The sequence below is a fragment of the Alterinioella sp. B-7 genome (assembly GCF_056857775.1).
In genome coordinates, this window is sequence record NZ_JBSXNT010000024.1 from 165,032 (window position 1) to 185,367 (window position 20,336).

General features: G+C 63.3%; 30 protein-coding genes. 28 read left to right on the forward strand and 2 right to left on the reverse strand.

Annotated elements, in window-relative coordinates:
* Positions 1-21: 21 nt before the first annotated feature.
* Positions 22-1,386: a 30S ribosomal protein S12 methylthiotransferase RimO gene (gene rimO, locus AC13C7_RS05585; protein ID WP_482866853.1), complete on the reverse strand. Its 1,365-nt coding sequence runs from the start codon at positions 1,384-1,386 to the stop codon at positions 22-24.
* Between the two features lie 105 nt (positions 1,387-1,491).
* On the opposite strand from rimO, the gene AC13C7_RS05590 reads away from it, so the two are divergent.
* From AC13C7_RS05590 to rplQ, 20 genes are all read left to right on the forward strand, one after another.
* On the forward strand, positions 1,492-1,794 hold the full coding sequence (locus tag AC13C7_RS05590; RefSeq protein WP_482866854.1) for a DUF4389 domain-containing protein: 303 nt from the start codon (positions 1,492-1,494) through the stop codon (positions 1,792-1,794).
* 791 nt (positions 1,795-2,585) lie between these two features.
* The gene (rpmC, locus tag AC13C7_RS05595) at positions 2,586-2,795 is read left to right on the forward strand and encodes a 50S ribosomal protein L29 (protein WP_172319697.1); all 210 of its coding nucleotides are present in this window, start codon (positions 2,586-2,588) and stop codon (positions 2,793-2,795) included.
* Between the two features lie 4 nt (positions 2,796-2,799).
* A complete protein-coding gene (rpsQ, locus tag AC13C7_RS05600) occupies positions 2,800-3,030 on the forward strand; it encodes a 30S ribosomal protein S17 (protein ID WP_172319698.1) in 231 nt (76 codons plus the stop codon).
* Between the two features lie 81 nt (positions 3,031-3,111).
* On the forward strand, positions 3,112-3,480 hold the full coding sequence (gene rplN / locus AC13C7_RS05605) for a 50S ribosomal protein L14 (protein ID WP_005621870.1): 369 nt from the start codon (positions 3,112-3,114) through the stop codon (positions 3,478-3,480).
* Positions 3,480-3,791, forward strand: coding sequence for a 50S ribosomal protein L24 (gene rplX / locus AC13C7_RS05610; RefSeq protein ID WP_172319699.1), 312 nt, complete (start codon positions 3,480-3,482; stop codon positions 3,789-3,791). Before rplN ends, rplX begins: the two co-directional genes overlap by 1 nt.
* Positions 3,784-4,347: a 50S ribosomal protein L5 gene (gene rplE / locus AC13C7_RS05615; protein ID WP_446118171.1), complete on the forward strand. Its 564-nt coding sequence runs from the start codon at positions 3,784-3,786 to the stop codon at positions 4,345-4,347. Before rplX ends, rplE begins: the two co-directional genes overlap by 8 nt.
* A 21-nt stretch (positions 4,348-4,368) precedes the next feature.
* Positions 4,369-4,674, forward strand: coding sequence for a 30S ribosomal protein S14 (rpsN, locus tag AC13C7_RS05620; RefSeq protein ID WP_172319701.1), 306 nt, complete (start codon positions 4,369-4,371; stop codon positions 4,672-4,674).
* A gap of 13 nt (positions 4,675-4,687) precedes the next feature.
* Complete coding sequence (gene rpsH / locus AC13C7_RS05625; protein ID WP_172319702.1) at positions 4,688-5,080, forward strand: 30S ribosomal protein S8; 393 nt, start codon at positions 4,688-4,690, stop codon at positions 5,078-5,080.
* Between the two features lie 11 nt (positions 5,081-5,091).
* Positions 5,092-5,625, forward strand: a complete 534-nt coding sequence (rplF, locus tag AC13C7_RS05630; protein WP_482866855.1) for a 50S ribosomal protein L6 — start codon at positions 5,092-5,094, stop codon at positions 5,623-5,625.
* 11 nt (positions 5,626-5,636) lie between these two features.
* Positions 5,637-5,996, forward strand: coding sequence for a 50S ribosomal protein L18 (gene rplR, locus AC13C7_RS05635; RefSeq protein ID WP_172319704.1), 360 nt, complete (start codon positions 5,637-5,639; stop codon positions 5,994-5,996).
* 152 nt (positions 5,997-6,148) lie between these two features.
* Positions 6,149-6,727: a 30S ribosomal protein S5 gene (gene rpsE / locus AC13C7_RS05640; protein WP_172319705.1), complete on the forward strand. Its 579-nt coding sequence runs from the start codon at positions 6,149-6,151 to the stop codon at positions 6,725-6,727.
* 5 nt (positions 6,728-6,732) lie between these two features.
* On the forward strand, positions 6,733-6,921 hold the full coding sequence (rpmD, locus tag AC13C7_RS05645; protein ID WP_085802457.1) for a 50S ribosomal protein L30: 189 nt from the start codon (positions 6,733-6,735) through the stop codon (positions 6,919-6,921).
* A gap of 159 nt (positions 6,922-7,080) precedes the next feature.
* Entirely contained in the window at positions 7,081-7,734 is a 654-nt protein-coding gene (locus AC13C7_RS05650; RefSeq protein ID WP_482866856.1) for a hypothetical protein, read from the forward strand.
* 165 nt (positions 7,735-7,899) lie between these two features.
* Positions 7,900-8,373, forward strand: coding sequence for a 50S ribosomal protein L15 (gene rplO / locus AC13C7_RS05655; RefSeq protein WP_172319706.1), 474 nt, complete (start codon positions 7,900-7,902; stop codon positions 8,371-8,373).
* 119 nt (positions 8,374-8,492) lie between these two features.
* Positions 8,493-9,866 (forward strand): preprotein translocase subunit SecY, encoded by a 1,374-nt coding sequence (gene secY / locus AC13C7_RS05660; protein ID WP_172319707.1) that lies wholly within the window; start codon positions 8,493-8,495, stop codon positions 9,864-9,866.
* The gene (locus tag AC13C7_RS05665; RefSeq protein ID WP_482866857.1) at positions 9,863-10,510 is read left to right on the forward strand and encodes an adenylate kinase; all 648 of its coding nucleotides are present in this window, start codon (positions 9,863-9,865) and stop codon (positions 10,508-10,510) included. Before secY ends, AC13C7_RS05665 begins: the two co-directional genes overlap by 4 nt.
* A gap of 192 nt (positions 10,511-10,702) precedes the next feature.
* The gene (gene rpsM / locus AC13C7_RS05670) at positions 10,703-11,071 is read left to right on the forward strand and encodes a 30S ribosomal protein S13 (protein WP_172319709.1); all 369 of its coding nucleotides are present in this window, start codon (positions 10,703-10,705) and stop codon (positions 11,069-11,071) included.
* 12 nt (positions 11,072-11,083) lie between these two features.
* Positions 11,084-11,473, forward strand: a complete 390-nt coding sequence (gene rpsK, locus AC13C7_RS05675) for a 30S ribosomal protein S11 (RefSeq protein WP_172319710.1) — start codon at positions 11,084-11,086, stop codon at positions 11,471-11,473.
* Positions 11,474-11,587: 114 nt separating this feature from the next.
* A complete protein-coding gene (locus AC13C7_RS05680; protein ID WP_172319711.1) occupies positions 11,588-12,604 on the forward strand; it encodes a DNA-directed RNA polymerase subunit alpha in 1,017 nt (338 codons plus the stop codon).
* A gap of 167 nt (positions 12,605-12,771) precedes the next feature.
* Positions 12,772-13,188 (forward strand): 50S ribosomal protein L17, encoded by a 417-nt coding sequence (rplQ, locus tag AC13C7_RS05685; RefSeq protein ID WP_172319712.1) that lies wholly within the window; start codon positions 12,772-12,774, stop codon positions 13,186-13,188.
* Between the two features lie 110 nt (positions 13,189-13,298).
* On the opposite strand, the gene AC13C7_RS05690 is transcribed toward rplQ, so the two are convergent.
* The gene (locus tag AC13C7_RS05690) at positions 13,299-13,472 is read right to left on the reverse strand and encodes a hypothetical protein (RefSeq protein WP_172319713.1); all 174 of its coding nucleotides are present in this window, start codon (positions 13,470-13,472) and stop codon (positions 13,299-13,301) included.
* A 73-nt stretch (positions 13,473-13,545) separates the two neighbouring features.
* Here AC13C7_RS05690 and AC13C7_RS05695 point away from each other — a divergent pair, with 73 nt between their 5' ends.
* The 8 genes from AC13C7_RS05695 (at position 13,546) to AC13C7_RS05730 (ending at position 20,281) form a co-directional block, all read left to right on the forward strand.
* Positions 13,546-14,157 carry an autoinducer binding domain-containing protein gene (locus AC13C7_RS05695; protein WP_172319714.1) on the forward strand — a complete coding sequence of 204 codons (612 nt, stop codon included), beginning with the start codon at positions 13,546-13,548 and terminating at the stop codon, positions 14,155-14,157.
* Between the two features lie 57 nt (positions 14,158-14,214).
* Positions 14,215-14,802 (forward strand): acyl-homoserine-lactone synthase, encoded by a 588-nt coding sequence (locus AC13C7_RS05700; RefSeq protein ID WP_172319715.1) that lies wholly within the window; start codon positions 14,215-14,217, stop codon positions 14,800-14,802.
* A gap of 54 nt (positions 14,803-14,856) precedes the next feature.
* The gene (locus AC13C7_RS05705) at positions 14,857-16,173 is read left to right on the forward strand and encodes a replication-associated recombination protein A (RefSeq protein ID WP_172319716.1); all 1,317 of its coding nucleotides are present in this window, start codon (positions 14,857-14,859) and stop codon (positions 16,171-16,173) included.
* Between the two features lie 32 nt (positions 16,174-16,205).
* Complete coding sequence (gene crcB / locus AC13C7_RS05710) at positions 16,206-16,586, forward strand: fluoride efflux transporter CrcB (RefSeq protein ID WP_172319717.1); 381 nt, start codon at positions 16,206-16,208, stop codon at positions 16,584-16,586.
* Positions 16,583-17,632: an RluA family pseudouridine synthase gene (locus AC13C7_RS05715; RefSeq protein ID WP_172319718.1), complete on the forward strand. Its 1,050-nt coding sequence runs from the start codon at positions 16,583-16,585 to the stop codon at positions 17,630-17,632. Before crcB ends, AC13C7_RS05715 begins: the two co-directional genes overlap by 4 nt.
* A complete protein-coding gene (locus tag AC13C7_RS05720; protein WP_482866858.1) occupies positions 17,629-18,312 on the forward strand; it encodes an HAD-IA family hydrolase in 684 nt (227 codons plus the stop codon). Before AC13C7_RS05715 ends, AC13C7_RS05720 begins: the two co-directional genes overlap by 4 nt.
* Entirely contained in the window at positions 18,309-19,022 is a 714-nt protein-coding gene (locus tag AC13C7_RS05725; protein WP_482866859.1) for an ATP12 family chaperone protein, read from the forward strand. Before AC13C7_RS05720 ends, AC13C7_RS05725 begins: the two co-directional genes overlap by 4 nt.
* A gap of 227 nt (positions 19,023-19,249) precedes the next feature.
* Entirely contained in the window at positions 19,250-20,281 is a 1,032-nt protein-coding gene (locus AC13C7_RS05730; RefSeq protein ID WP_172319721.1) for an amino acid ABC transporter substrate-binding protein, read from the forward strand.
* Positions 20,282-20,336 lie beyond the last annotated feature (55 nt).

The window sequence follows — 20,336 nt, forward strand, 5'->3', positions numbered from 1 at the left end:
CATGGTGGGTTGAAACCCACCCTACGGGTCGAGGCGGCCCCACAGATCATATTCCGATGCCTCATCCACCTCCACCGACACGATATCCCCGGCAGAGAGTCCCTCGAACCCCTCGTCGATAAACAGGTTCCCGTCGATCTCGGGCGCGTCCGCCTTGGTCCGGCAGGTGGCGCCTTCCGCGTCGACCTCGTCCACGATCACCTCAAGCCGCGACCCCACTTTGGCTTGCAGTTTGGCCTCGGAGATCGCCTGGCTCTTCTCCATGAAGCGGTGGTAGCGCTCGGCCTTGACCTCATCCGGCACATGGTCGGGCAGCGCGTTCGACCGCGCCCCCGCGACGTTCTCGTACTGAAAACAGCCGACGCGATCCAGTTGCGCCTCGTCGAGCCAATCCAGCAGGGTCTGGAACTCGGCCTCCGTCTCGCCGGGATAGCCGACGATGAAGGTGGAGCGCAGGGTGATGTCGGGGCAATCCGCGCGCCAGGCGGCGATCTCGTCCAGCGTGCGCGCGGCGGCGGCGGGGCGGGCCATGCGTTTCAATGTGTCGGGATGGGCGTGCTGGAAGGGGATATCCAGATAGGGCAGGATCAACCCCTCGGCCATGGCCGGGATCATCTCGCGCACATGCGGGTAGGGGTAGACGTAGTGCATCCGCACCCAGGCCCCCAGGCTGCCCAGATCGCGGGCGAGGGGGAGGATGGGGAACTTGTCGTCGCGGTCCTTCCAGTCCGTGCCATAGGCGGAGGTGTCCTGGGAGATGACCAGAAGCTCCTTGACGCCCGCATCAACGAGGCGTTCCGCCTCGCGCATCACCGCCTTGTGGGGGCGGGAGGCCAGGCGCCCGCGCATGTCGGGGATGATGCAGAACTTGCACTTGTGGTTACAGCCCTCGGAGATCTTGAGATAGCTGTAATGGCGCGGCGTGAGGGAGACGCCGGAGGCGGGCAGCAGGTCGATGTAAGGGTCGGGGCTGGGCGGCACGGCGGCGTGGACGGCATCCAGGACTTGTTCGTATTGCTGCGGGCCGGTGACGGCGAGGACGGTGGGATGCGTGCCGGTGATGGCCTCGGGCTCCGCGCCGAGGCAGCCGGTGACGATGACCTTGCCGTTTTGCGTGAGCGCCTCGCCGATGGCCTCGAGGCTCTCCATCTTGGCGCTGTCCAGAAACCCGCAGGTGTTGACAATGACCGCCTCCGCGCCCGCGTAATCGGGGGAGATCGCGTAGCCCTCGGCGCGCAGGCGGGTCAGGATGCGTTCGCTGTCGACCAGCGCCTTGGGGCAGCCGAGCGAGACCATGCCGATGGTCGGCTGGCCGGGGCGGTTTGGCTCCGCGATGCGGGCTTTGGGCGCGAGGTCGGGGCGGAGGTCGGGGGGGTTCTGGCTCATGGGATCGGGCTATAGGGCAGGGACGGCATCGGGGGAAGGGGGCGCTTTACATTGGGGCTGCGCTCATGTCCCATATGTGCGGACGGTCAGCCGGAGGAAATGACGATGCGCGACACCGACGAAGACAGGATATCGGGTCGCCTGCATGGTGAGCAGTTCGAGACCGAGGAGGACAGCATCCTTCTGCGGCTGGTCTTCATGGTGATCATCTGGGTCATGATCCAGCTGGCGCAGACCGTGCTGGGCGTGGCCACCGTGATCCAGTTCATCATCATGGCCGTCCAGAAGGAGCGCAACGAGAGGTTGGCCGAGTTCGGCACCGATCTGGGCATCTGGATGGCGAAGGCGGCGCGCTACCAGATGGCGGCGAGCAACGTGAAGCCCTGGCCCTGGACGGACCTCGACTGAAGGCTAGCGCGCCGCGTTCATCTGCAATCACGCAGGCGCACTCCAACCCATTGAGACGCATGTCCGAGAATCCCAAAACCGGTTCCCATTTTTGAGCGACATGCTTGCCTTATGCTGATCGTGGTTCTTATGCGAAGAAAGAGCCAGCGTGCGCCACACCAGCTATGGCGCACGCTGGCGGTGGCTGGATCGTCACAGGCTTCGTCGTGAGGGACGGTGTTGGAGTGTGATCAGCCATCGTCTTCGCATTGGGCCTGAACGGATACAGGGCGGCATGAAGCGCTCTACGACAAGCATAGGACACGCGAAGATGATGAAAGATAGCATTGGCATCGATATCTCGAAAGCGCACCTCGACGTGCATCGCCTTACCACCGGCGACGCCGCGCAATTTGCCAATAGGACCATGTGAATTCGCGCCCTGCGCCGCTGGATCGGCGCGGGTGGCCCCCGACCTCGTGGTCTACGAGACGACCGGCGCCCATCACGCCGCATTCGAGCGCTTCAACGCGTGACCGTATCTGAAACCTGCATGGGCCGCGCCAGATACACAGAGTTCTTGACACTCCCCGGCCTGATAGCGGATTGCTTTACTCCTGCTCGCGTGCAGCCATGTGCCATCGTCCCCCCCCAAACTTCCCCCTTGCCACCCGCGCCCATCCCCCCTAGAAGGCCCCATCTGCCGAGTCCCCGGATCACCTCCGGGGATTCGTCGTTTGTCATTCATCCACCAGGTCAAGGGTGACCCGTCTTTGGGGCCTGCTGGTGTTTTGAGAGAAGGAAGAGGCGACATGAACGCCAGTGAACTGCGCGACAAGACACCGGACCAGCTCCGGGATGAGCTTGCCAACCTGAAAAAGGAGGCCTTCAACCTCCGCTTCCAGCAGGCCACCAGCCAGCTGGAAAACACCGCTCGCATGCGCAGCGTCCGTCGTGACGCCGCGCGCGTGAAGACCATCCTGAACGAAAAAGCAGCCGCCGCTGCGCAATCGGAGGCCTGAGCCCATGCCCAAACGCATCCTGACAGGCACCGTGACCAGCGACGCCAACGACCAGACCGTCAGCGTTTCCGTGGAACGCCGCTTCAAGCACCCGGTGCTGCAGAAGACCATCCGGAAGTCCAAGAAATATCGGGCCCACGATCCGGAGAACAGTTTCAAGATCGGGGATACCGTCCGTATCCAGGAATGTGCCCCGATGTCGAAAACCAAACGCTGGGAGGTGATCGCCTCCTAAGGGCCATCACACCCGGTTTAATCGAAACCGCGGGGGAAAAGGGCATAACTGAAGCCCTCCCCACAGGTCGGGAGAAACCACATGATCCAGATGCAGACCAATCTGGATGTTGCTGACAACTCCGGCGCTCGCCGAGTTCAGTGCATCAAGGTCCTGGGTGGTTCCAAGCGTAAATACGCCTCCGTTGGCGACATCATTGTCGTCTCGGTGAAGGAAGCCATCCCGCGCGGCCGCGTGAAGAAGGGCGACGTCCGCAAGGCCGTCGTCGTGCGCACCGCCAAGGAAGTTCGCCGTGAAGACGGCACCGCGATCCGCTTCGATCGCAACGCCGCCGTGATCCTCAACAACAACAACGAGCCCGTCGGCACCCGTATCTTCGGGCCGGTGGTTCGTGAGCTGCGCGCGAAGAACTTCATGAAGATCATCTCGCTTGCGCCGGAGGTGCTGTGATGGCCGCGAAACTGAAAAAGGGCGACAAGGTCGTCGTGCTGGCCGGCAAGGACAAGGGAAAGGAGGGCGAGATTGCCTCCGTCGATCCCAAATCCGGCAAGGCCGTGGTCGATGGCATCAACATGGCCGTCCGTCACACCAAGCAATCCCAGAGCGACCAGGGCGGACGTCTGCCCAAGGCGATGCCAATCCAGCTGAGCAATCTGGCGCTCCTAGATGCCAAGGGCAAGGCAACGCGCGTCGGCTTCCGCATGGAAGACGGCAAGAAGGTGCGTTTTGCGAAAACCACGGGGGACGTGATCGATGCTTGATAGTGCAAATTACACCCCGCGCCTGAAGGCCGATTACAAGGACCGCATCCGCGCGGCCATGAAGGAACAGTTCGGCTACGCCAACGACATGCAGATCCCGCGCCTGGACAAGATCGTCCTGAATATCGGCTGCGGGGCCGAGGCGGTGCGTGACAGCAAGAAGGCCAAGTCGGCGCAGGAAGACCTGACGCTGATCGCGGGCCAGAAGGCGATGACCACCAAGGCCAAGAAATCCATCGCGGGCTTCCGCGTGCGTGAAGAGATGCCGCTTGGCGCCAAGGTCACGCTGCGCGGCGACCGGATGTATGAATTTCTGGATCGTCTGATCACCATCGCAATGCCCCGTATACGCGACTTCCGCGGCGTCCCGGGCAAGAGCTTCGACGGCCGTGGCAACTATGCCATGGGCATGAAGGAGCATATCGTGTTCCCCGAGATCAACTTCGACAAGGTCGATGAGGTCTGGGGCCTGGATATCGTGATCGCCACCACCGCGAATACCGACGCGGAAGCAAAGGCGCTGTTGAAGCTTTTCAACATGCCCTTCAACAGCTGATCCGCGGAGAGGACCAAAGACATGGCTAAGAAAGCAATGATCGAACGCGAGCTGAAGCGTCAGCGCCTGGTGGAGAAATACGCCGCCAAACGTGCCGAGCTGAAGGCGATCGCGTCTGACGAAGACCGCCCGATGGAGGAGCGCTTCAAGGCGCGCCTGAAACTGGCCGAACTGCCGCGCAACAGCTCGGCCACCCGGCTGCACAACCGTTGCCAGCTGACCGGCCGCCCCAAGGCGTATTACCGCAAGCTGAAAATGTCGCGGATCAAGCTGCGTGATCTGGCCTCGAACGGCCAGATCCCCGGCATGGTCAAGTCGAGCTGGTAAGGGAGGGAAAGCAATGAACGATCCTATCGGTGATATGCTGACCCGCATCCGCAACGGTCAGCTGCGCGGCAAATCCACGGTTCTCACCCCGGCCTCCAAGCTGCGCGGTTGGGTTCTGGATGTGCTGGCGGACGAAGGCTATATCCGCGGCTACGAGGCCACCACGGTTGACGGTGGTCATCCCGGCTTCGAGATCAGCCTGAAATACTACGAAGGCACCCCGGTGATCCGCGAAGTCAAGCGCGTGTCCACCCCGGGCCGTCGTGTTTACATGGGCGTGAACGACATCCCGCAGGTCCGTCAGGGCCTGGGTGTTTCCATCGTCTCCACGTCGAAGGGCGTGATGTCGGACGCAGCAGCGCGCGGTGCCAATGTTGGCGGCGAAGTGCTCTGCACCGTATTCTAAGGAGGTCTGGAATGTCTCGTATTGGGAAAAGACCGGTCGACCTGCCCGGCGGCGTCAGCGCCTCGGTGTCCGGCCAGACCGTTGAAGTGAAGGGGCCGAAAGGCACCCGCAGCTTCACCGCAACCGACGATGTGACGATCACTGTCGAGGACAATGCCGTGACGATCACGCCGCGCGGAAAGTCCAAGCGTGCCCGTCAGCAATGGGGCATGTCGCGCACCCAGGTGGCCAATCTGGTCACCGGTGTGACGGAAGGCTTCAAGAAAGAGCTCGAGATCCAGGGTGTGGGCTATCGCGCGCAGATGCAGGGCAATTCGCTCAAGCTGGCGCTCGGCCTCAGCCATGACGTGATCTTCGATGTGCCGCAGGGGGTCACCGTGACCGCCCCGAAGCCCACCGAAGTGATCATCGAGGGCATCGACGAGCAACTGGTCGGTCAAGTGGCGGCGAACATCCGCGAATGGCGCAAGCCCGAGCCCTACAAGGGCAAGGGCATCCGCTACAAGGGTGAGTTCGTCTTCCGCAAAGAAGGCAAGAAGAAGTAAAGGCGCGAAAAATGGCAAACAGCAAAAAAGTCCTGTTCCAGAAACGCCGCCTGCGCGTTCGGAACAAGTTGCGGCGCACCGCGAACGGGCGTCCGCGCCTCAGCGTGCATCGCTCGAACAAGAACATCAGCGTGCAGCTGATCGACGATGTGAACGGCGTCACGCTCGCCTCGGCCTCTTCGATGGAGAAGGACCTGGGCGTCGTGGGCAAGAACAACGTCGAAGCGGCGGCCAAGATCGGGTCGGCAATCGCCGAGCGCGCCAAGGCGGCGGGCATCGAGGATTGCTACTTCGACCGTGGCGGCTTCCTCTTTCACGGCAAGGTGAAGGCCCTGGCCGACGCCGCGCGTGAAGGTGGCCTGAAGTTCTGACGGGTTGAGGTGGGCTAACAGCCCACCCTACGGATTGAAAATGCGGGCGGCGCGCTACCTGCGCCGCCTCGATGATCGGGGGGCCTGCGGGCTCACTTCGATTGAGACAAGAGCGGCGCGCACAAGCGCCTTGATGGAAAGGACGCCTGAGAATGGCAGAACGTAACGAACGCCGGGGCCGTCGCCAGGAACGCGACGAAACCCCCGAATTCGCAGACCGCCTGGTCGCGATCAACCGGGTCTCCAAGACCGTCAAGGGCGGCAAGCGCTTCGGCTTCGCGGCCCTCGTCGTCGTCGGCGACCAGCGGGGCCGTGTCGGCTTTGGCAAGGGCAAGGCGAAAGAGGTGCCCGAGGCGATCCGCAAGGCCACCGAGCAGGCCAAGCGCCAGCTGATCCGCGTGCCGCTGAAGGAAGGCCGCACGCTGCATCACGACGTCAAGGGCCATCACGGCGCCGGCAAGGTCACGATGCGCACGGCACCGGAAGGGACCGGGATCATCGCGGGTGGCCCGATGCGCGCCATCTTCGAGATGCTCGGCGTCAAGGACGTCGTCGCCAAATCGACCGGCACGCAGAACCCCTACAACATGATCCGCGCCACGCTGGACGGTCTGCGCCAGGAAAGCAGCCCCCGCATGGTCGCGTCGCGCCGTGGCAAGAAGGTCGCCGATATCCTGCCCAAGCGGGATGACGCGCCGGCCGAGTCCAGCCAAGTTGCCGAGGAGGCCTGAGACCAATGGCAAAAACAATCGTCGTCAAGCAGATCGGCTCGCCGATCCGCCGCCCCGAAAAGCAGCGCCAGACGCTGATCGGCCTGGGTCTGAACAAGATGCACAAGACCCGTGAGCTGGAAGACACCCCCGCCGTGCGCGGCATGATCGCCAAGATCCCGCATATGGTGGAGATCGTGGAAGAGAAGGGGTAAACGCCTTGTCCGGGCCTCTTGGCCCGGCAAACGCTCCAGTGCAGCGTTTGTGGCGTTTACGGGCGGAGCCCCGGAAAGCCCAATGAGTAGAGCGCCCCGGTCAGTGATGGCCGGGGCGTTTTTTGTTGCGCTTTGGGTTCCTCTGAATATTTTGCCTTCATGACAAACAACAATAACAATCTGGTGGAAATTCGCCGGTACGCAGAGAAGGCGTCGCAATCGCAAGAACGGATCATGCGGGCTAAATCGGCAAGCGAGTTAAGGGACGCGTGGGAAGAGTTCGTTTGGCACTTCGCAAAATGTATTGGGCGGCAGATTTCTAGCGGCCTGGGTGATCAGCGTTCAAGAGGATGGGCACACCGTCTCAAGAACGCCTCAAATGGCGGTGATCCGGGGCTGTTTTTCCTTCGAGAAGCGCGAAATGCTGTAGAACATGGGTTGACGCCCTTTGCCGAGTTCAATGAACCAGCAGTTCACATTGGTGGAAACCTCGTCAGGCTAGAGGGTGGAGGGAGTGTCACTATGGTTGATTGTACTTTCAATGGTACTCCAATGGGAAGCTTCCATGTTTCAACAAGCGGAGGCCGGGTAGACTCCATCATCGGGCAACCCAATATTTCCATTGAACAAGTGCCGCGGACGATAAGCTTAGTTACCATATCGAACCCTGAGAAAGGAGTATCAGTTGATGTTCCAATCGGGTTGGCGGGGAAAACTCTCGAATCCGGTCGACCAGATGACTTGGCGGAACTAGGTGTCGCGTTTCTTTACGAGAGCCTAGAAGATCTCGAGCGCCTCTGGGGCGTAGGGTAGGGTGAACATGGATCTCCTCTGTAGGGACGTGACCCAGCTATTGAATACTTCCCAGCTTTGATCTAAACGCCCCCGGTGGCCCCATACCGCCACCCGACTCAACATCACAAAGCCGTGTTTGACCCCAGATCGCTTCGGGGGTCAGTTCCGGCAAGGAGAAGCGACATGAAACTCAACGAACTGCGCGACAATCCGGGCGCGACGAAGCCCAAGAAACGCGTCGGACGCGGTGCCGGGTCCGGCATGGGCAAGACCGCCGGGCGCGGCATCAAGGGTCAGAAATCCCGCTCGGGCGTGGCCATCAAGGGCTACGAGGGCGGCCAGATGCCGATCTACCAGCGTCTGCCCAAGCGCGGCTTCAACAAGCCCAACCGCAAGTCCTTTGCCGTGGTGAACCTCGGGAACATCCAGAAATTCATCGACGACGGCAAGCTGGACGCGAAATCCGAGATCACCGAGGACGTTCTGCTGGCTTCGGGCCTCGTGCGGCGCAAGCTTGACGGTGTGCGCGTGCTGGCCAAGGGCGATCTGTCCGCGAAAGTCACCCTGACGGTGACCGGTGCCTCCAAATCGGCCGTCGAGGCCGTCGAGAAGGCCGGTGGCAGCCTGACCGTGGCGGCGCCTGCTGCGGCGGAATAACCGCGCGCCTTGATGAATGCTTGTGAGCGCGCCTGTTAGCGCTTACATCATCAGGCAACGTTCTTCCCGCGCCGCGTGGTCGATCCCGATCTCGCGGCGCAGTGCATGAGAGAGACCACATGGCATCTGCTGCAGAGCAAATGGCGGCCAACCTGAGTTGGAGCACTTTTGGCAAGGCCACCGAGCTGCGCCAGCGCATCCTTTTCACCATCGGCCTTCTGATCATCTACCGCCTCGGCACCTATATTCCGGTTCCCGGCATCGACGGCGGCGAATTGCGCGCCTTCATGGAGCAGGCGGCGGCGGGCCTCGGCGGGGTCATCGACCTCTTTACCGGTGGCGCGATCGGGCGGATGGGCGTCTTTGCCCTGGGCATCATGCCCTATATCTCGGCCTCGATCATCATCCAGCTGATGACCGCCATGGTCCCGGCGCTTGAGAACATCAAGAAAGAGGGTGAGCAGGGCCGCAAGAAGATCAACCAGTACACGCGCTACGGCACGGTGCTGCTGGCGACCTTCCAGGCCTACGGGCTTGCCGTCAGCCTTGAAGCGGGCGGGCTGGTCACCGATCCCGGCTGGTTCTTCCGCGCGGCCTGCGTGGTGACGCTGGTCGGCGGCACGATGTTCCTGATGTGGCTTGGCGAACAGATCACCGCGCGCGGTATCGGCAACGGTATCAGCCTGATCATCTTCGTCGGCATCATCGCCGAGATCCCCGGCGCCTTCGCCCAGTTCTTCGAGCAGGGGCGCCAGAACGCGATCACCACGCCGGTGATCCTGGGCGTGCTGGTGATGATCATGGCGACGCTGCTTTTCGTCGTGTTCATGGAGCGATCCCTGCGCAAGATCCATATCCAGTATCCGCGCCGCCAGGTGGGGATGAAGGTCTATGACGGCGGCTCCAGCCACCTGCCGATCAAGGTGAACCCGGCGGGCGTGATCCCGGCGATCTTCGCCTCGTCGCTGCTGCTGCTGCCGACGACGATCAGCACCTTCTCCGGGCAGAATGCCGGTCCGCTGATGACCTGGATCCTGACGCTCTTCGGTCCCGGTCAGCCGCTCTACCTGATCTTCTTTGCCGGGATGATCATCTTCTTCACCTATTTCTACACGCTCAACGTGTCGTTCAAGGTCGAGGACGTCGCCGACAACCTGAAGAACCAGAACGGCTTCATCCCCGGTATCCGCCCCGGTCCCAAGACCGCCGAATACCTGGAATACGTGGTCAACCGCGTCCTCGTCCTCGGCTCGGGCTACCTGGCGCTGGTGGTGTTGCTGCCCGAGATGATCCGCACGCAATTGTCGATCACGGCCTATTTCGGCGGCACCTCGATCCTGATCATCGTCTCGGTGGGCATGGACACGGTCCAACAGGTGCAAAGCCATCTTCTGGCGCATCAGTATGAGGGCCTGATCGAGAAATCGCAGCTGCGCGGCCGCAAGGGTGGTGCCAAGGCTGGCAAACGGAAGAAGGGACCGGCGCGGCGATGAACATCATCCTTCTCGGACCGCCGGGGGCGGGCAAGGGCACGCAGGCGCGTCGCCTGGTTGACGACCGCAACATGGTGCAGCTCTCGACCGGCGACATGCTGCGCGCGGCGCAAAGCTCGGGCACCGAGATGGGCAAGCGCGTGGCCGATGTCATGGCGCGCGGTGAGCTGGTCACCGACGAGATCGTGATCGGCCTGATCGAGGAGCAGATCGAGACGGTGGACGCCGCGGGCTTCATCTTCGACGGCTTTCCCCGGACGCTGGCCCAGGCCGACGCGCTTGGGGAATTGCTGGAGAAGGAAGGCGAGACCCTCGATGCCGTGATCGAGATGAAGGTCGATGACGAGGCACTGGTCGCGCGCGTCTCCGGACGCTCGACCTGCGCAAATTGCGGCGAGGTCTATCACGACGAGACCAAGCCGCAGCCCGCCGATGGCACATGCGCCAAATGCGGCGCGTCCGAGTTCAAGCGCCGCCCCGACGACAACGAGGACAGCTTTCGCACCCGTCTTCTGGCCTATTACCGCGATACCTCGCCCCTGATTGGCTATTATTATGCCAAGGGGCAGCATGTGGCGGTGGACGGAATGGCCGATATCGAGGCTGTTTCGGCAGAAATCAAGGAAGTTCTTGACAGGGCCTGACCGGCCCCTTGACCCCAGGGTGAAATGCCACTACCTGCAAGCGTCCCGTAAGGGAATCGCCTGGGAAATGGCCGCGACCCGCGACCCGACAGTGCAAATCAGTTTCGACGGCCCGGTGGCACCCCGCCTCGGGCTTTCGGTTGTGAAAAAAGGTTCTGGAAGCACGGAACCGCAACGAAAAGGAAGACTTACGTGGCACGTATTGCTGGCGTGAACATCCCCACCGCCAAGCGCGTTCCGATCGCGCTGACCTATATCACCGGAATCGGCCCCTCGTCGGCCAAGGAAATCTGCGACGCCGTCGGCATCGACCAGACCCGCCGGGTCAATGAGCTGTCGGATGCCGAGGTTCTGCAGATCCGCGAACATATCGACGCCAACTTCACCGTTGAAGGCGACCTGCGCCGCGAGACGCAGATGAACGTCAAGCGCCTGATGGACCTGGGCTGCTACCGTGGCCTGCGCCACCGCCGCAACCTGCCCGTGCGCGGTCAGCGCACCCATACCAACGCACGCACCCGCAAAGGCCCCGCAAAGGCCATTGCCGGCAAGAAGAAGTAAGGGGGCAGATCAATGGCACGCGACAAGAGAGCACCCAAGCGCAAAGAGCGCAAGAATATCGCCACCGGCGTGGCACATGTGAACAGCTCGTTCAACAACACCAAGATCCTCATCTCGGATATCCAGGGCAACGCGATTTCCTGGTCTTCCGCTGGCACGATGGGCTTCAAGGGCAGCCGGAAATCCACGCCCTACGCGGCGCAGATGGCTGCGGAAGATGCGGGCAAGAAGGCACAGGAACACGGCGTGAAATCGCTTGAGGTCGAAGTGCAGGGACCGGGATCGGGCCGCGAAAGCGCGCTGCGGGCCCTGGCTGCTGTCGGCTTCAACATCACCGCGATTCGCGACGTGACCCCGATGGCGCATAACGGCTGCCGTCCGCCGAAGCGCCGCCGCGTTTAAGATACCGTTTACTCTCCCCGGGCCGTGCCATTTTGCGCGGCCCGTGGTGTCATTTTGATCCTCGAGCGTTCCGGCCACGGATCACAAGGCCCGGAACAGGAATGGAGGCGACACATGATCCATAAGAATTGGCAAGAGCTGATCAAGCCCACGCAACTGGTGGTGAACCCCGGCAACGATCCCGCCCGTCAGGCGACCGTCGTGGCCGAACCGCTGGAACGTGGCTTTGGCCTGACGCTCGGCAACGCGCTGCGCCGCGTGCTGATGTCCTCGCTGCAAGGTGCCGCGATCACCTCGGTGCAGATCGACAATGTCCTGCACGAGTTCTCCTCGATTTCGGGTGTGCGCGAAGACGTCACCGATGTCGTGCTGAACCTCAAGGGCGTCTCGATCCGCATGGATGCCGATGGCCCCAAGCGTGTCTCGATTTCCGCCAAGGGCCCCAAGGTCGTCACCGCCGGTGACATTTCCGAAAGCGCCGGGATCGAGATCCTGAACCGCGATCACGTGATCTGCCACCTCGACGAGGGCGCGGACCTGTTCATGGAGCTGACGGTCAACACCGGCAAGGGTTATGTCGCCGCCGACAAGAACCGCCCCGAGGATGCGCCCATCGGCCTGATCGCCATCGACGCGATCTATTCGCCGGTCAAGAAGGTCAGCTATGACGTGCAGCCCACCCGCGAGGGGCAGGTGCTGGATTATGACAAGCTGACGCTCAAGCTGGAAACCGACGGCTCGCTGAGCCCCGACGATGCCGTGGCCTATGCCGCGCGGATCATCCAGGATCAGCTGTCGATCTTCGTCAACTTCGACGAGCCCGAGGCCGCCGGCCGCCAGGACGACGAGGACGATCTGGAATTCAACCCGCTTCTGCTGAAGAAGGTCGATGAGCTGGAACTGTCGGTGCGGTCCGCCAACTGCCTGAAGAACGACAATATCGTCTATATCGGCGATCTGATCCAGAAAACCGAAGCCGAGATGCTGCGCACGCCGAACTTTGGCCGCAAATCCCTGAACGAGATCAAGGAAGTGCTGTCGGGCATGGGCCTGCACCTGGGCATGGACATCATCGACTGGCCCCCCGACAATATCGAGGATCTGGCGAAGAAGTTCGAAGACAATTTCTGATTGGTGGGCAAACTGCCCACCCTACGGCAGGGCGCAATGTCCTGCCGCACGACAACAGCGGAACCTGGCCCTTGGCCAGAACCCGCCTTGGGCAACCACGCCCCAATAGGTGAGGGACGGGCACGCACCTGTCCCCGGACAAAGCAAAATGTAAGGAGACCCAAATCATGCGTCACGCACGAGGATACCGCCGCCTGAACCGCACCCATGAGCACCGCAAGGCGCTGTGGGCGAACATGGCCGGCTCGCTCATCGAACATGAGCAGATCAAGACCACCCTGCCCAAGGCCAAGGAATTGCGTCCGATCGTCGAGAAACTGATCACGCTGGCCAAGCGCGGCGACCTGCACGCGCGCCGCCAGGCCGCAAGCCAGCTCAAGCAAGACGCCTATGTTGCGAAACTGTTCGAGGTTCTCGGCCCCCGCTATGCCGAGCGTCAGGGTGGCTATGTCCGCATCATGAAGGCGGGCTTCCGCTACGGCGACATGGCCCCGATGGCGATCATCGAGTTCGTCGACCGCGACGTCGATGCCAAGGGTGCGGGCGACCGCGCACGGGTCGAGGCCGAGGAAGCGGCGGAATAACGCCGCCCGCGCCGCCCCCGAGGACGGCCCGAAAAACACGAAACCCCGCCTTGGGAAAGGGCGGGGTTTTCTCGTGATGGAGCGGCATTCTGCCGCTTTCGCGTAATCTGTTAAACCGGTTTTGGTGTTTCGCTGTTACCTTTCTGAGCGATCTCTTCGATCAGCCGTTCCAGTTCCGCTTCCGCAATAGGGGTTTCCCCCATGAATTCCAAAAGATCCCTGCGTGCCGGGTGGGCCAGACCCATCAGACGCGCGAAAAGATCCGCATTAATCTTCTCGGACATTCGACTCGCCAAGTTGTTCGTCATAATAAGACTTTACGGCCCGTTCCATTTCAGACAACCTATCTAAAAAGACATGTCCCAAAGTAGAGTACTCATATCCTTGCTTAATCAGTTAGGCACATTGGCCCCGATGGGATACACCGTCGGCCTGCACATTCGGTTTGCCTCCCCCCTCATTCTTCGCAGCACATACCCTGCCGCCTGGCAGCAGGAGTATCAGGATAACGCTTATGCCCTGCGCGATCCCCTCGTCTTCTGGGGGATCGGCATCAGTGGCCAGACACGGTGGAGCGAGATCAGGCTGCCGGACCCGTTCAGCATCATGCAGAAGGCCAAGCAGCATGGCCTGCTCTATGGGGCGGTGGTGTCCTGCGGGCCGATCACGTCGCGGTCGATCATCGGTGCCGCGCGCGGAGATCGCGAATTCACCGACGCCGAGATCGACCAGATCGCCGAATGTGCGCGGTCGCTGCATGACGCGGCGGCCCCCCCGACCGAACTTACCAAGGCACAAGTCGAGGCGCTCCGCCTCATTGCCGATGGTGATCGTCATACCGCAGCGGCTGCCAAGCTAGGTATTTCCGAAAGCGCGCTGAAGGCGCGCCTTTCCTCCGCCAGGGTTCGTCTGGGTGCGCGAACCACGGCGGAGGCATTGAAAAAGGCACGGGAATTCCGATTATTATGAAGGCTGACGCAGTTGCCTCGGTGCAGGTTTTTCAACCGCCAACCAGGAGGCACCCACATGCAAGTCACTACCCTCTCTTTCGAGAACATGCACAATCATGGTGAACTGTTCGCAAACATGCTGCGCGCGAGACACCAGACATTTATTGTCCAGAACAACTGGGACCTGCCGGAAGCGAACGGCATGGAGTTTGACCAGTACGACACGCCTGCCAGCCGCTGGATAGCGGTACATGAATACGGGCAGGTCATGGCCGGGGTGCGTCTGACCCCGACCACGCATCGTTGCGGCATCTACACCTACATGATCCGTGACGCGCAGCGGGGGCTGCTGGATTCGATCCCGTCCGACCTGTTGGACGAGACCGCGCCCGTGGCCCCGCATATCTGGGAAAGCAGCCGCGTCTTCGTCAGCCGCGATGTGCCCGCCAAGCTGCGGATGCGGGTGCAGATGCAGCTGATCTCGGAAATGGTCAACTCGGCGCGCGAGTTGGGGGCAACCTCGGTGCTGGGAATCATCCCGGCCAACAGCCCGCGCCTGGCGCGTCGGGTGGGGCTGGATTGCGTTCCGGCGGGCCGAATCCTCGATTTCGACGGGGAGGAAAGCCGCTGCGTTACGATCAGCATGGCCACGAAGATGCACTGACCGGGATCGTGCCTTTGGCTTTTCCCCAACGCATCGACAGCATAGGGTGCGGGCATGGCCGACCTGTTCGACACTGCCCCGCCCGCAAACCCCGACGCAGCCGGCCCCCGCCCCCTGGCGGATCGTCTGCGTCCCCGTGCCCTGGATCAGGTGATCGGCCAGGCGCATCTGCTGGGCGAGAATGGCAGCCTGCGGGGCATGCTGGACGCCGGCGCGCTCGGCTCGCTGGTCTTCTGGGGGCCGCCCGGCGTGGGCAAGACCACCATCGCCCGGCTTCTGGCGCAGGAGACGGACCTGCATTTCGTCCAGATCAGTGCCATTTTTACCGGGATCTCCGACCTTCGTAAGGTCTTCGAGGCCGCGAAGATCCGGCGCGCCAATGGCTCCGGCACGCTCCTGTTCGTCGATGAGATCCATCGCTTCAACAAGGCGCAGCAGGACGGGTTCTTGCCGCATATGGAGGATGGGACCATTCTTCTGGTCGGCGCGACCACCGAAAACCCCTCGTTCGAGTTGAATGCCGCCGTGCTGTCGCGCAGCCAGGTGCTGGTGCTGGAGCGGCTCTCGGATGAGGATCTGGAGGAACTCATGCAACGTGCGGAAGCGGCGCTGGAACGCCGCCTGCCGCTGGATGACAGTGCGCGCGCGACGCTGCGCGAGATGGCCGATGGCGACGGGCGGGCGCTGCTCAACCTGGTCGAACAGGCGGCGGCGTGGAAGACCGACGCGCCCCTCGGCCCGGCCGAGCTTGGCAAGCGCCTCAGCCGCCGCGCGGCGCAATACGACAAATCGGGCGACGCGCATTACAACCTGATTTCCGCCTTGCACAAATCGGTGCGCGGCTCGGACCCCGATGCCGCGCTTTACTGGTTCGCCCGGATGCTGGAGGGCGGCGAGGATCCCCGGTTCCTTGCCCGACGCCTGACCCGCATGGCGGTGGAGGATATCGGCCTGGCCGACCCGGCGGCGCAGCGTCAATGCCTCGATGCCTGGGAAACCTATGAGCGGCTCGGCAGCCCCGAGGGCGAGCTGGCCCTGGCGCAGGCGGTGATCTACGTGGCGCTGGCCCCGAAATCGAACGGCGCCTATGTCGCCTACAAGGCGGCGCGCAAGGCGGCGGCCAAGACCGGGTCGGAACCGCCACCCAAGCACATCCTGAACGCGCCCACGGGGATGATGAAGGACCAGGGCTATGGCGCGGGCTATGCCTATGACCATGATGCCGAGGACGGGTTCTCGGGGCAGGACTACTTCCCCGAGACCATGGCGCGCGAGGCCTATTACCAGCCGGTCGAGCGCGGGTTCGAGCGTGACCTGGCCAAGCGGCTGGCCTATTTCTCCAAGCTGCGCGCCAAGCGGCAGGGCGGTTGACAAGCGCCCCGCCAAGGCACACACCGCGCCCCATGTTTGCAACGCTTCTCCAGGTCGCCATCGGCGGCGCGATCGGGGCCTGCCTGCGCTATTCGGCGGGGCTGGGCATCATCCGGCTGACGGGGCACTGGGGTTTCCCTGTCGCCATCCTTGCGGTCAATGTCCTGGGCTCGTTCCTGATGGGCGTTTTCGTGGTCGCAGCCGCGCAGCGCGGGCTGACCTATCTGTCGCCTTTCGTGATGACGGGGCTCCTGGGCGGGTTCACCACCTTTTCCGCCTTCTCGCTGGAGGCGATGACGCTATATGAGCGCGGCGATATCGGCAGTGCTGCGCTCTATGTCGTGCTGTCGGTGGTATTGTCCATAATGGGATTGGGGCTGGGCGTGATGCTGGCCAGAGGGGTGTTCGCATGAGCCGGGTTCAGACCATCGAGGTTGCGAAGGGCGACGCGGACCAGCGGCTTGATCGCTGGTTCCGCCGCCAGTTCCCGCATATCTCGCATGGCGCGGTGGAGAAGCTCTGCCGCAAGGGCGAGATCCGCGTCGATGGCGGTCGGGTCAAGGCCAATACACGGCTGCAGCCGGGGCAAACGGTGCGCGTGCCGCCCTTGCCCGATGACGTGATCGAGCCGCCCGCCAATGCAAAGGTCCGGATCACCGATGCCGATGCGGCGATGATGCGGAACCTCGTGATCTATCGCGACGATCATGTCATTGCCCTGAACAAGCCCCCGGGGCTGCCGACGCAGGGCGGCACCGGGCAGACGCGCCATATCGACGGGCTGGCCGATGCGCTGTGTTTCGGGCTGGATGAGAAACCGCGCCTGGTGCATCGGCTGGACAAGGACACGTCGGGCGTGCTGCTGATGGCGCGCACACGGGCGGCGGCCTCGAAACTGACGGCGTCCTTCCGGCACCGCAATACGCGCAAGATCTATTGGGGCGCGGTCGCGGGCGTGCCGCAGCCGCGCATGGGCACGATCAAATACGGGCTGGTCAAGGCCCCCGGCCACGGCAAGGGCGGCGAGGGCGAGAAGATGCACTGCATCCACCCGGCCGAGGTCGATGCGACCGAGGGCGCCAAGCGGGCAACCACGGATTATGCGGTGCTGTCAGGGCTTGGCGGGCGCGTCTCCTGGGTCGCGATGGTGCCGGTCACGGGCCGCACCCACCAGCTGCGCGCACATATGGCCGAGCTTGGCCATCCGATCATCGGCGACGGCAAATACGGCGGCTCGGGGCAGGAGAATCTCGGCGACGGCTGGGGCGCCCAACTGGGCGGAGAGATCAGCCGCAAACTGCACCTTCATTCGCGCAGCCTGACGCTGGAGCACCCGTTCACCGGCGCGACGCTGAACCTGACGGCGCCCTTGCCCGAGCATATGAAACGGACCTGGGACACGCTGGGCTGGCACGAACGCGACGTGCCCGCCGACCCGTTCGAGGAGCCGGAGTTTTGAGCAGCCGCCCCAGGCTGGTCATCTTCGATGTCGACGGCACGCTGGTCGACAGCCAGGCGCATATCATGGCCGCCGCCACCCGCGCCTTCGAGGGGGAAGGACTGGCCACGCCGGCCCGCGCGGCGGTCCTGGGATGCGTCGGCCTGTCGCTGCCGGTCCTGATGGCGCGCATCGCGCCCGAGGCGGATGCCGGTCTGCAGGCGCGGCTGATCGCGGGCTACCGGCAGGGCTATGGCGATCTGCGGGCAGAGGGGGCCGAGGACTTGTCGCCGCTCTATCCCGGTGCCCGCGATGCGCTGGACGCGTTGGCGGGCCGTGACGATGTCCTGCTGGCGGTCGCGACCGGCAAATCGCGGCGCGGCATGACGCATCTCATCGCGCAGCACGGGCTTGAGGGGATGTTCCAGAGCATCCAGACCGCCGATGACCACCCCTCCAAGCCAAGCCCCGAGATGCTGCGCGCCTGCCTTGTCGAGACCGGGGTCGATGCGCTTGACGCAACGATTCTCGGGGATACGGCGTTTGACATGGAAATGGGCCGCAACGCGGGCGTTCACGCGCTGGGCGTCACCTGGGGCTATCACGATAGGAACAGATTGTTTCAGGGCGGCGCGTCGGAGGTCGTCGACGAATTCACGGGCGTGATCCCAGCCCTGGAGCGCCAATGGAGGCTGCAATGAGCGATTGGAAAGCGAAACGGTTCTGGACCGAGACAAGCGTTGTCGAAGGCGATACCGGTTTCGAGCTGCGCCTCGATGGGCGGCCCGTGCGCACGCCGCTGAAGACGCTGCTGGTGATGCCCACGCGGTCGATGGCCGAGGCCGCCGCTGCCGAATGGGACGCGCAGGAGGGGGTGATCGACCCGATGACGATGCCGGTCACGCGCTCGGCCAATTCGGCGCTGGACCAGCTGATGCCGCAGCAAGAGGCCGTCGCGGCCATGCTGGCGGGCTATGCCGAGACCGATCTTCTGTGCTATCGCGCACCGCAGCCGCAGGGCCTGATTGATCAGCAAAACAAGGGCTGGACCCCGATCCTGACCTGGGCCGCGGATCGTTATGGCGCGCCGCTGATCACGGTGACGGGGGTGCTGCCCGCCGAACAGCCCGCCTCCAGCCTGAGCGTATACCACCGTGCGGTCGCCGCGTTCCGGCCCTTTTCGATGACCGCCCTGCATGACCTTGTCACGCTGTCGGGCTCGCTGATCCTGGCGCTTTGGGTCGCCGATGGCGCGGGCGAGGCCGAGGCGGCCTGGGCGCTCAGCCGGATCGACGAGGATTGGCAGGTTGCGCAATGGGGCGAGGATCGCCAGGCCGCCGAAGAGGCGGCGCTGAAGCGTGCGGCCTTCCTGCACGCGGCCCGGTTCCTGGACCTTTCGGGCGGGGCCTGAGTGCCGCAGCGCAGAAAAGCGCCCCGAACGGCCCGGTTTACCCTGCGTAAGGCGGGGTGTCCGGCAAATCGTCAGAACGAACCCTTGACCTGACGGGCCAGATTTGCCCAATTAAGACCCGTTGGGGGCGCCTTCTGGCACCTCTTACGCTATAGCAATGGTCGCAAGGCCAATAAAACCGCCCGTGGGTTCACCCTCATGCGGCGGTCCATCAGGAAGAGGATAACATGAAAAAATCCGTATTTCTCGGCACTCTTGCCGTGACTGGTCTCGCAGCCGGCTTCGCCGCTGCCGACGCGCATAGCGGCGGCACGCTGGGCGAAGTGCAGGCGCGCGGCGCTCTGAACTGCGGCGTCACCACCGGCCTCGTGGGCTTTGCCGCCCCCGATGCGAATGGCGAGTGGCAGGGCTTCGACGTCGATGTCTGCCGTGCCGTTGCCGCCGCCGTGCTTGACGACCCGAGCGCAGTGAACTTCGTGCCCACCACAGGCCAGACCCGCTTTACCGCGCTGGCCTCGGGCGAGATCGACCTCTTGGCCCGGAACACCACCTGGACCTTCAGCCGCGACGTCGACCTGCGTTTCGAGTTTGTCGGCATCAACTACTATGACGGCCAGGGCTTCATGGTTCCGCGCGACCTGGGCGTTGCCTCGGCGCTGGAACTGGACGGCGCGACCGTCTGCATCCAGACCGGCACCACCACCGAACTGAACCTGGCCGACTTCTTCAGCTCCAACAACATGAGCTATGAGCCGGTTCCGGTCGAAACCAACGCCGAAGCGCAGCAGCAGTATCTGGCTGGCGCCTGCGACGTCTACACCACCGACGCCTCCGGCCTTGCCGCGACCCGCGCCACCTTCGAGGATCCGGCCGCGCATGTCGTTCTGCCCGAGATCATCTCGAAAGAGCCGCTTGGGCCGCTGGTGCGCCATGGCGACAACGAGTGGGGCGACATCGCCCGCTGGACGCTGAACGCACTGATCGCCGCCGAAGAGCTGGGCGTGACCTCGGCCAACGTCGCCGAACTGGCCGGTGGCACCGAGAACCCGGAAATCAACCGCCTGCTGGGCACCGAAGGTGCGCTGGGCGAGATGCTGGGCCTCGACAATGACTGGGCACAGCGCGCGATTGCCGCTGTCGGCAACTACGGTGAAAGCTTCGAGCGCAACATCGGTGAGAACTCCGCGATCGGCCTCTCGCGTGGCCTGAACGCACAGTGGACCGATGGTGGCCTGCTCTACGCACCGCCGTTCCGCTAAATCCAAGGAAAAGGGCGCGGTCACACCGCGCCCTTTTTCCATCCACGTCACAACG

Excerpts from the sequence above, each read along its gene's own strand:
- rpsK (WP_172319710.1), top strand. The coding sequence starts at position 11,084 with ATGGCACGCGACAAGAGAGCACCCAAGCGCAAAGAGCGCAAGAATATC.
- AC13C7_RS05665 (WP_482866857.1), top strand. The coding sequence starts at position 9,863 with ATGAACATCATCCTTCTCGGACCGCCGGGGGCGGGCAAGGGCACGCAG.
- rpsE (WP_172319705.1), top strand. The coding sequence starts at position 6,149 with ATGGCAGAACGTAACGAACGCCGGGGCCGTCGCCAGGAACGCGACGAA.
- rplO (WP_172319706.1), top strand. The coding sequence starts at position 7,900 with ATGAAACTCAACGAACTGCGCGACAATCCGGGCGCGACGAAGCCCAAG.
- AC13C7_RS05715 (WP_172319718.1), top strand. The coding sequence starts at position 16,583 with ATGAGCCGGGTTCAGACCATCGAGGTTGCGAAGGGCGACGCGGACCAG.
- rpsQ (WP_172319698.1), top strand. The coding sequence starts at position 2,800 with ATGCCCAAACGCATCCTGACAGGCACCGTGACCAGCGACGCCAACGAC.
- AC13C7_RS05680 (WP_172319711.1), top strand. The coding sequence starts at position 11,588 with ATGATCCATAAGAATTGGCAAGAGCTGATCAAGCCCACGCAACTGGTG.
- AC13C7_RS05695 (WP_172319714.1), top strand. The coding sequence starts at position 13,546 with ATGTCCCAAAGTAGAGTACTCATATCCTTGCTTAATCAGTTAGGCACA.
- rplQ (WP_172319712.1), top strand. The coding sequence starts at position 12,772 with ATGCGTCACGCACGAGGATACCGCCGCCTGAACCGCACCCATGAGCAC.
- rplE (WP_446118171.1), top strand. The coding sequence starts at position 3,784 with ATGCTTGATAGTGCAAATTACACCCCGCGCCTGAAGGCCGATTACAAG.
- AC13C7_RS05725 (WP_482866859.1), top strand. The coding sequence starts at position 18,309 with ATGAGCGATTGGAAAGCGAAACGGTTCTGGACCGAGACAAGCGTTGTC.
- rplF (WP_482866855.1), top strand. The coding sequence starts at position 5,092 with ATGTCTCGTATTGGGAAAAGACCGGTCGACCTGCCCGGCGGCGTCAGC.
- rpmD (WP_085802457.1), top strand. The coding sequence starts at position 6,733 with ATGGCAAAAACAATCGTCGTCAAGCAGATCGGCTCGCCGATCCGCCGC.
- AC13C7_RS05730 (WP_172319721.1), top strand. The coding sequence starts at position 19,250 with ATGAAAAAATCCGTATTTCTCGGCACTCTTGCCGTGACTGGTCTCGCA.
- secY (WP_172319707.1), top strand. The coding sequence starts at position 8,493 with ATGGCATCTGCTGCAGAGCAAATGGCGGCCAACCTGAGTTGGAGCACT.
- rimO (WP_482866853.1), bottom strand. The coding sequence starts at position 1,386 with ATGAGCCAGAACCCCCCCGACCTCCGCCCCGACCTCGCGCCCAAAGCC.
- rpsH (WP_172319702.1), top strand. The coding sequence starts at position 4,688 with ATGAACGATCCTATCGGTGATATGCTGACCCGCATCCGCAACGGTCAG.
- AC13C7_RS05705 (WP_172319716.1), top strand. The coding sequence starts at position 14,857 with ATGGCCGACCTGTTCGACACTGCCCCGCCCGCAAACCCCGACGCAGCC.
- crcB (WP_172319717.1), top strand. The coding sequence starts at position 16,206 with ATGTTTGCAACGCTTCTCCAGGTCGCCATCGGCGGCGCGATCGGGGCC.
- rpsN (WP_172319701.1), top strand. The coding sequence starts at position 4,369 with ATGGCTAAGAAAGCAATGATCGAACGCGAGCTGAAGCGTCAGCGCCTG.
- rplN (WP_005621870.1), top strand. The coding sequence starts at position 3,112 with ATGATCCAGATGCAGACCAATCTGGATGTTGCTGACAACTCCGGCGCT.
- AC13C7_RS05700 (WP_172319715.1), top strand. The coding sequence starts at position 14,215 with ATGCAAGTCACTACCCTCTCTTTCGAGAACATGCACAATCATGGTGAA.
- rpmC (WP_172319697.1), top strand. The coding sequence starts at position 2,586 with ATGAACGCCAGTGAACTGCGCGACAAGACACCGGACCAGCTCCGGGAT.
- rplX (WP_172319699.1), top strand. The coding sequence starts at position 3,480 with ATGGCCGCGAAACTGAAAAAGGGCGACAAGGTCGTCGTGCTGGCCGGC.
- AC13C7_RS05650 (WP_482866856.1), top strand. The coding sequence starts at position 7,081 with ATGACAAACAACAATAACAATCTGGTGGAAATTCGCCGGTACGCAGAG.
- AC13C7_RS05590 (WP_482866854.1), top strand. The coding sequence starts at position 1,492 with ATGCGCGACACCGACGAAGACAGGATATCGGGTCGCCTGCATGGTGAG.
- rplR (WP_172319704.1), top strand. The coding sequence starts at position 5,637 with ATGGCAAACAGCAAAAAAGTCCTGTTCCAGAAACGCCGCCTGCGCGTT.
- AC13C7_RS05690 (WP_172319713.1), bottom strand. The coding sequence starts at position 13,472 with ATGTCCGAGAAGATTAATGCGGATCTTTTCGCGCGTCTGATGGGTCTG.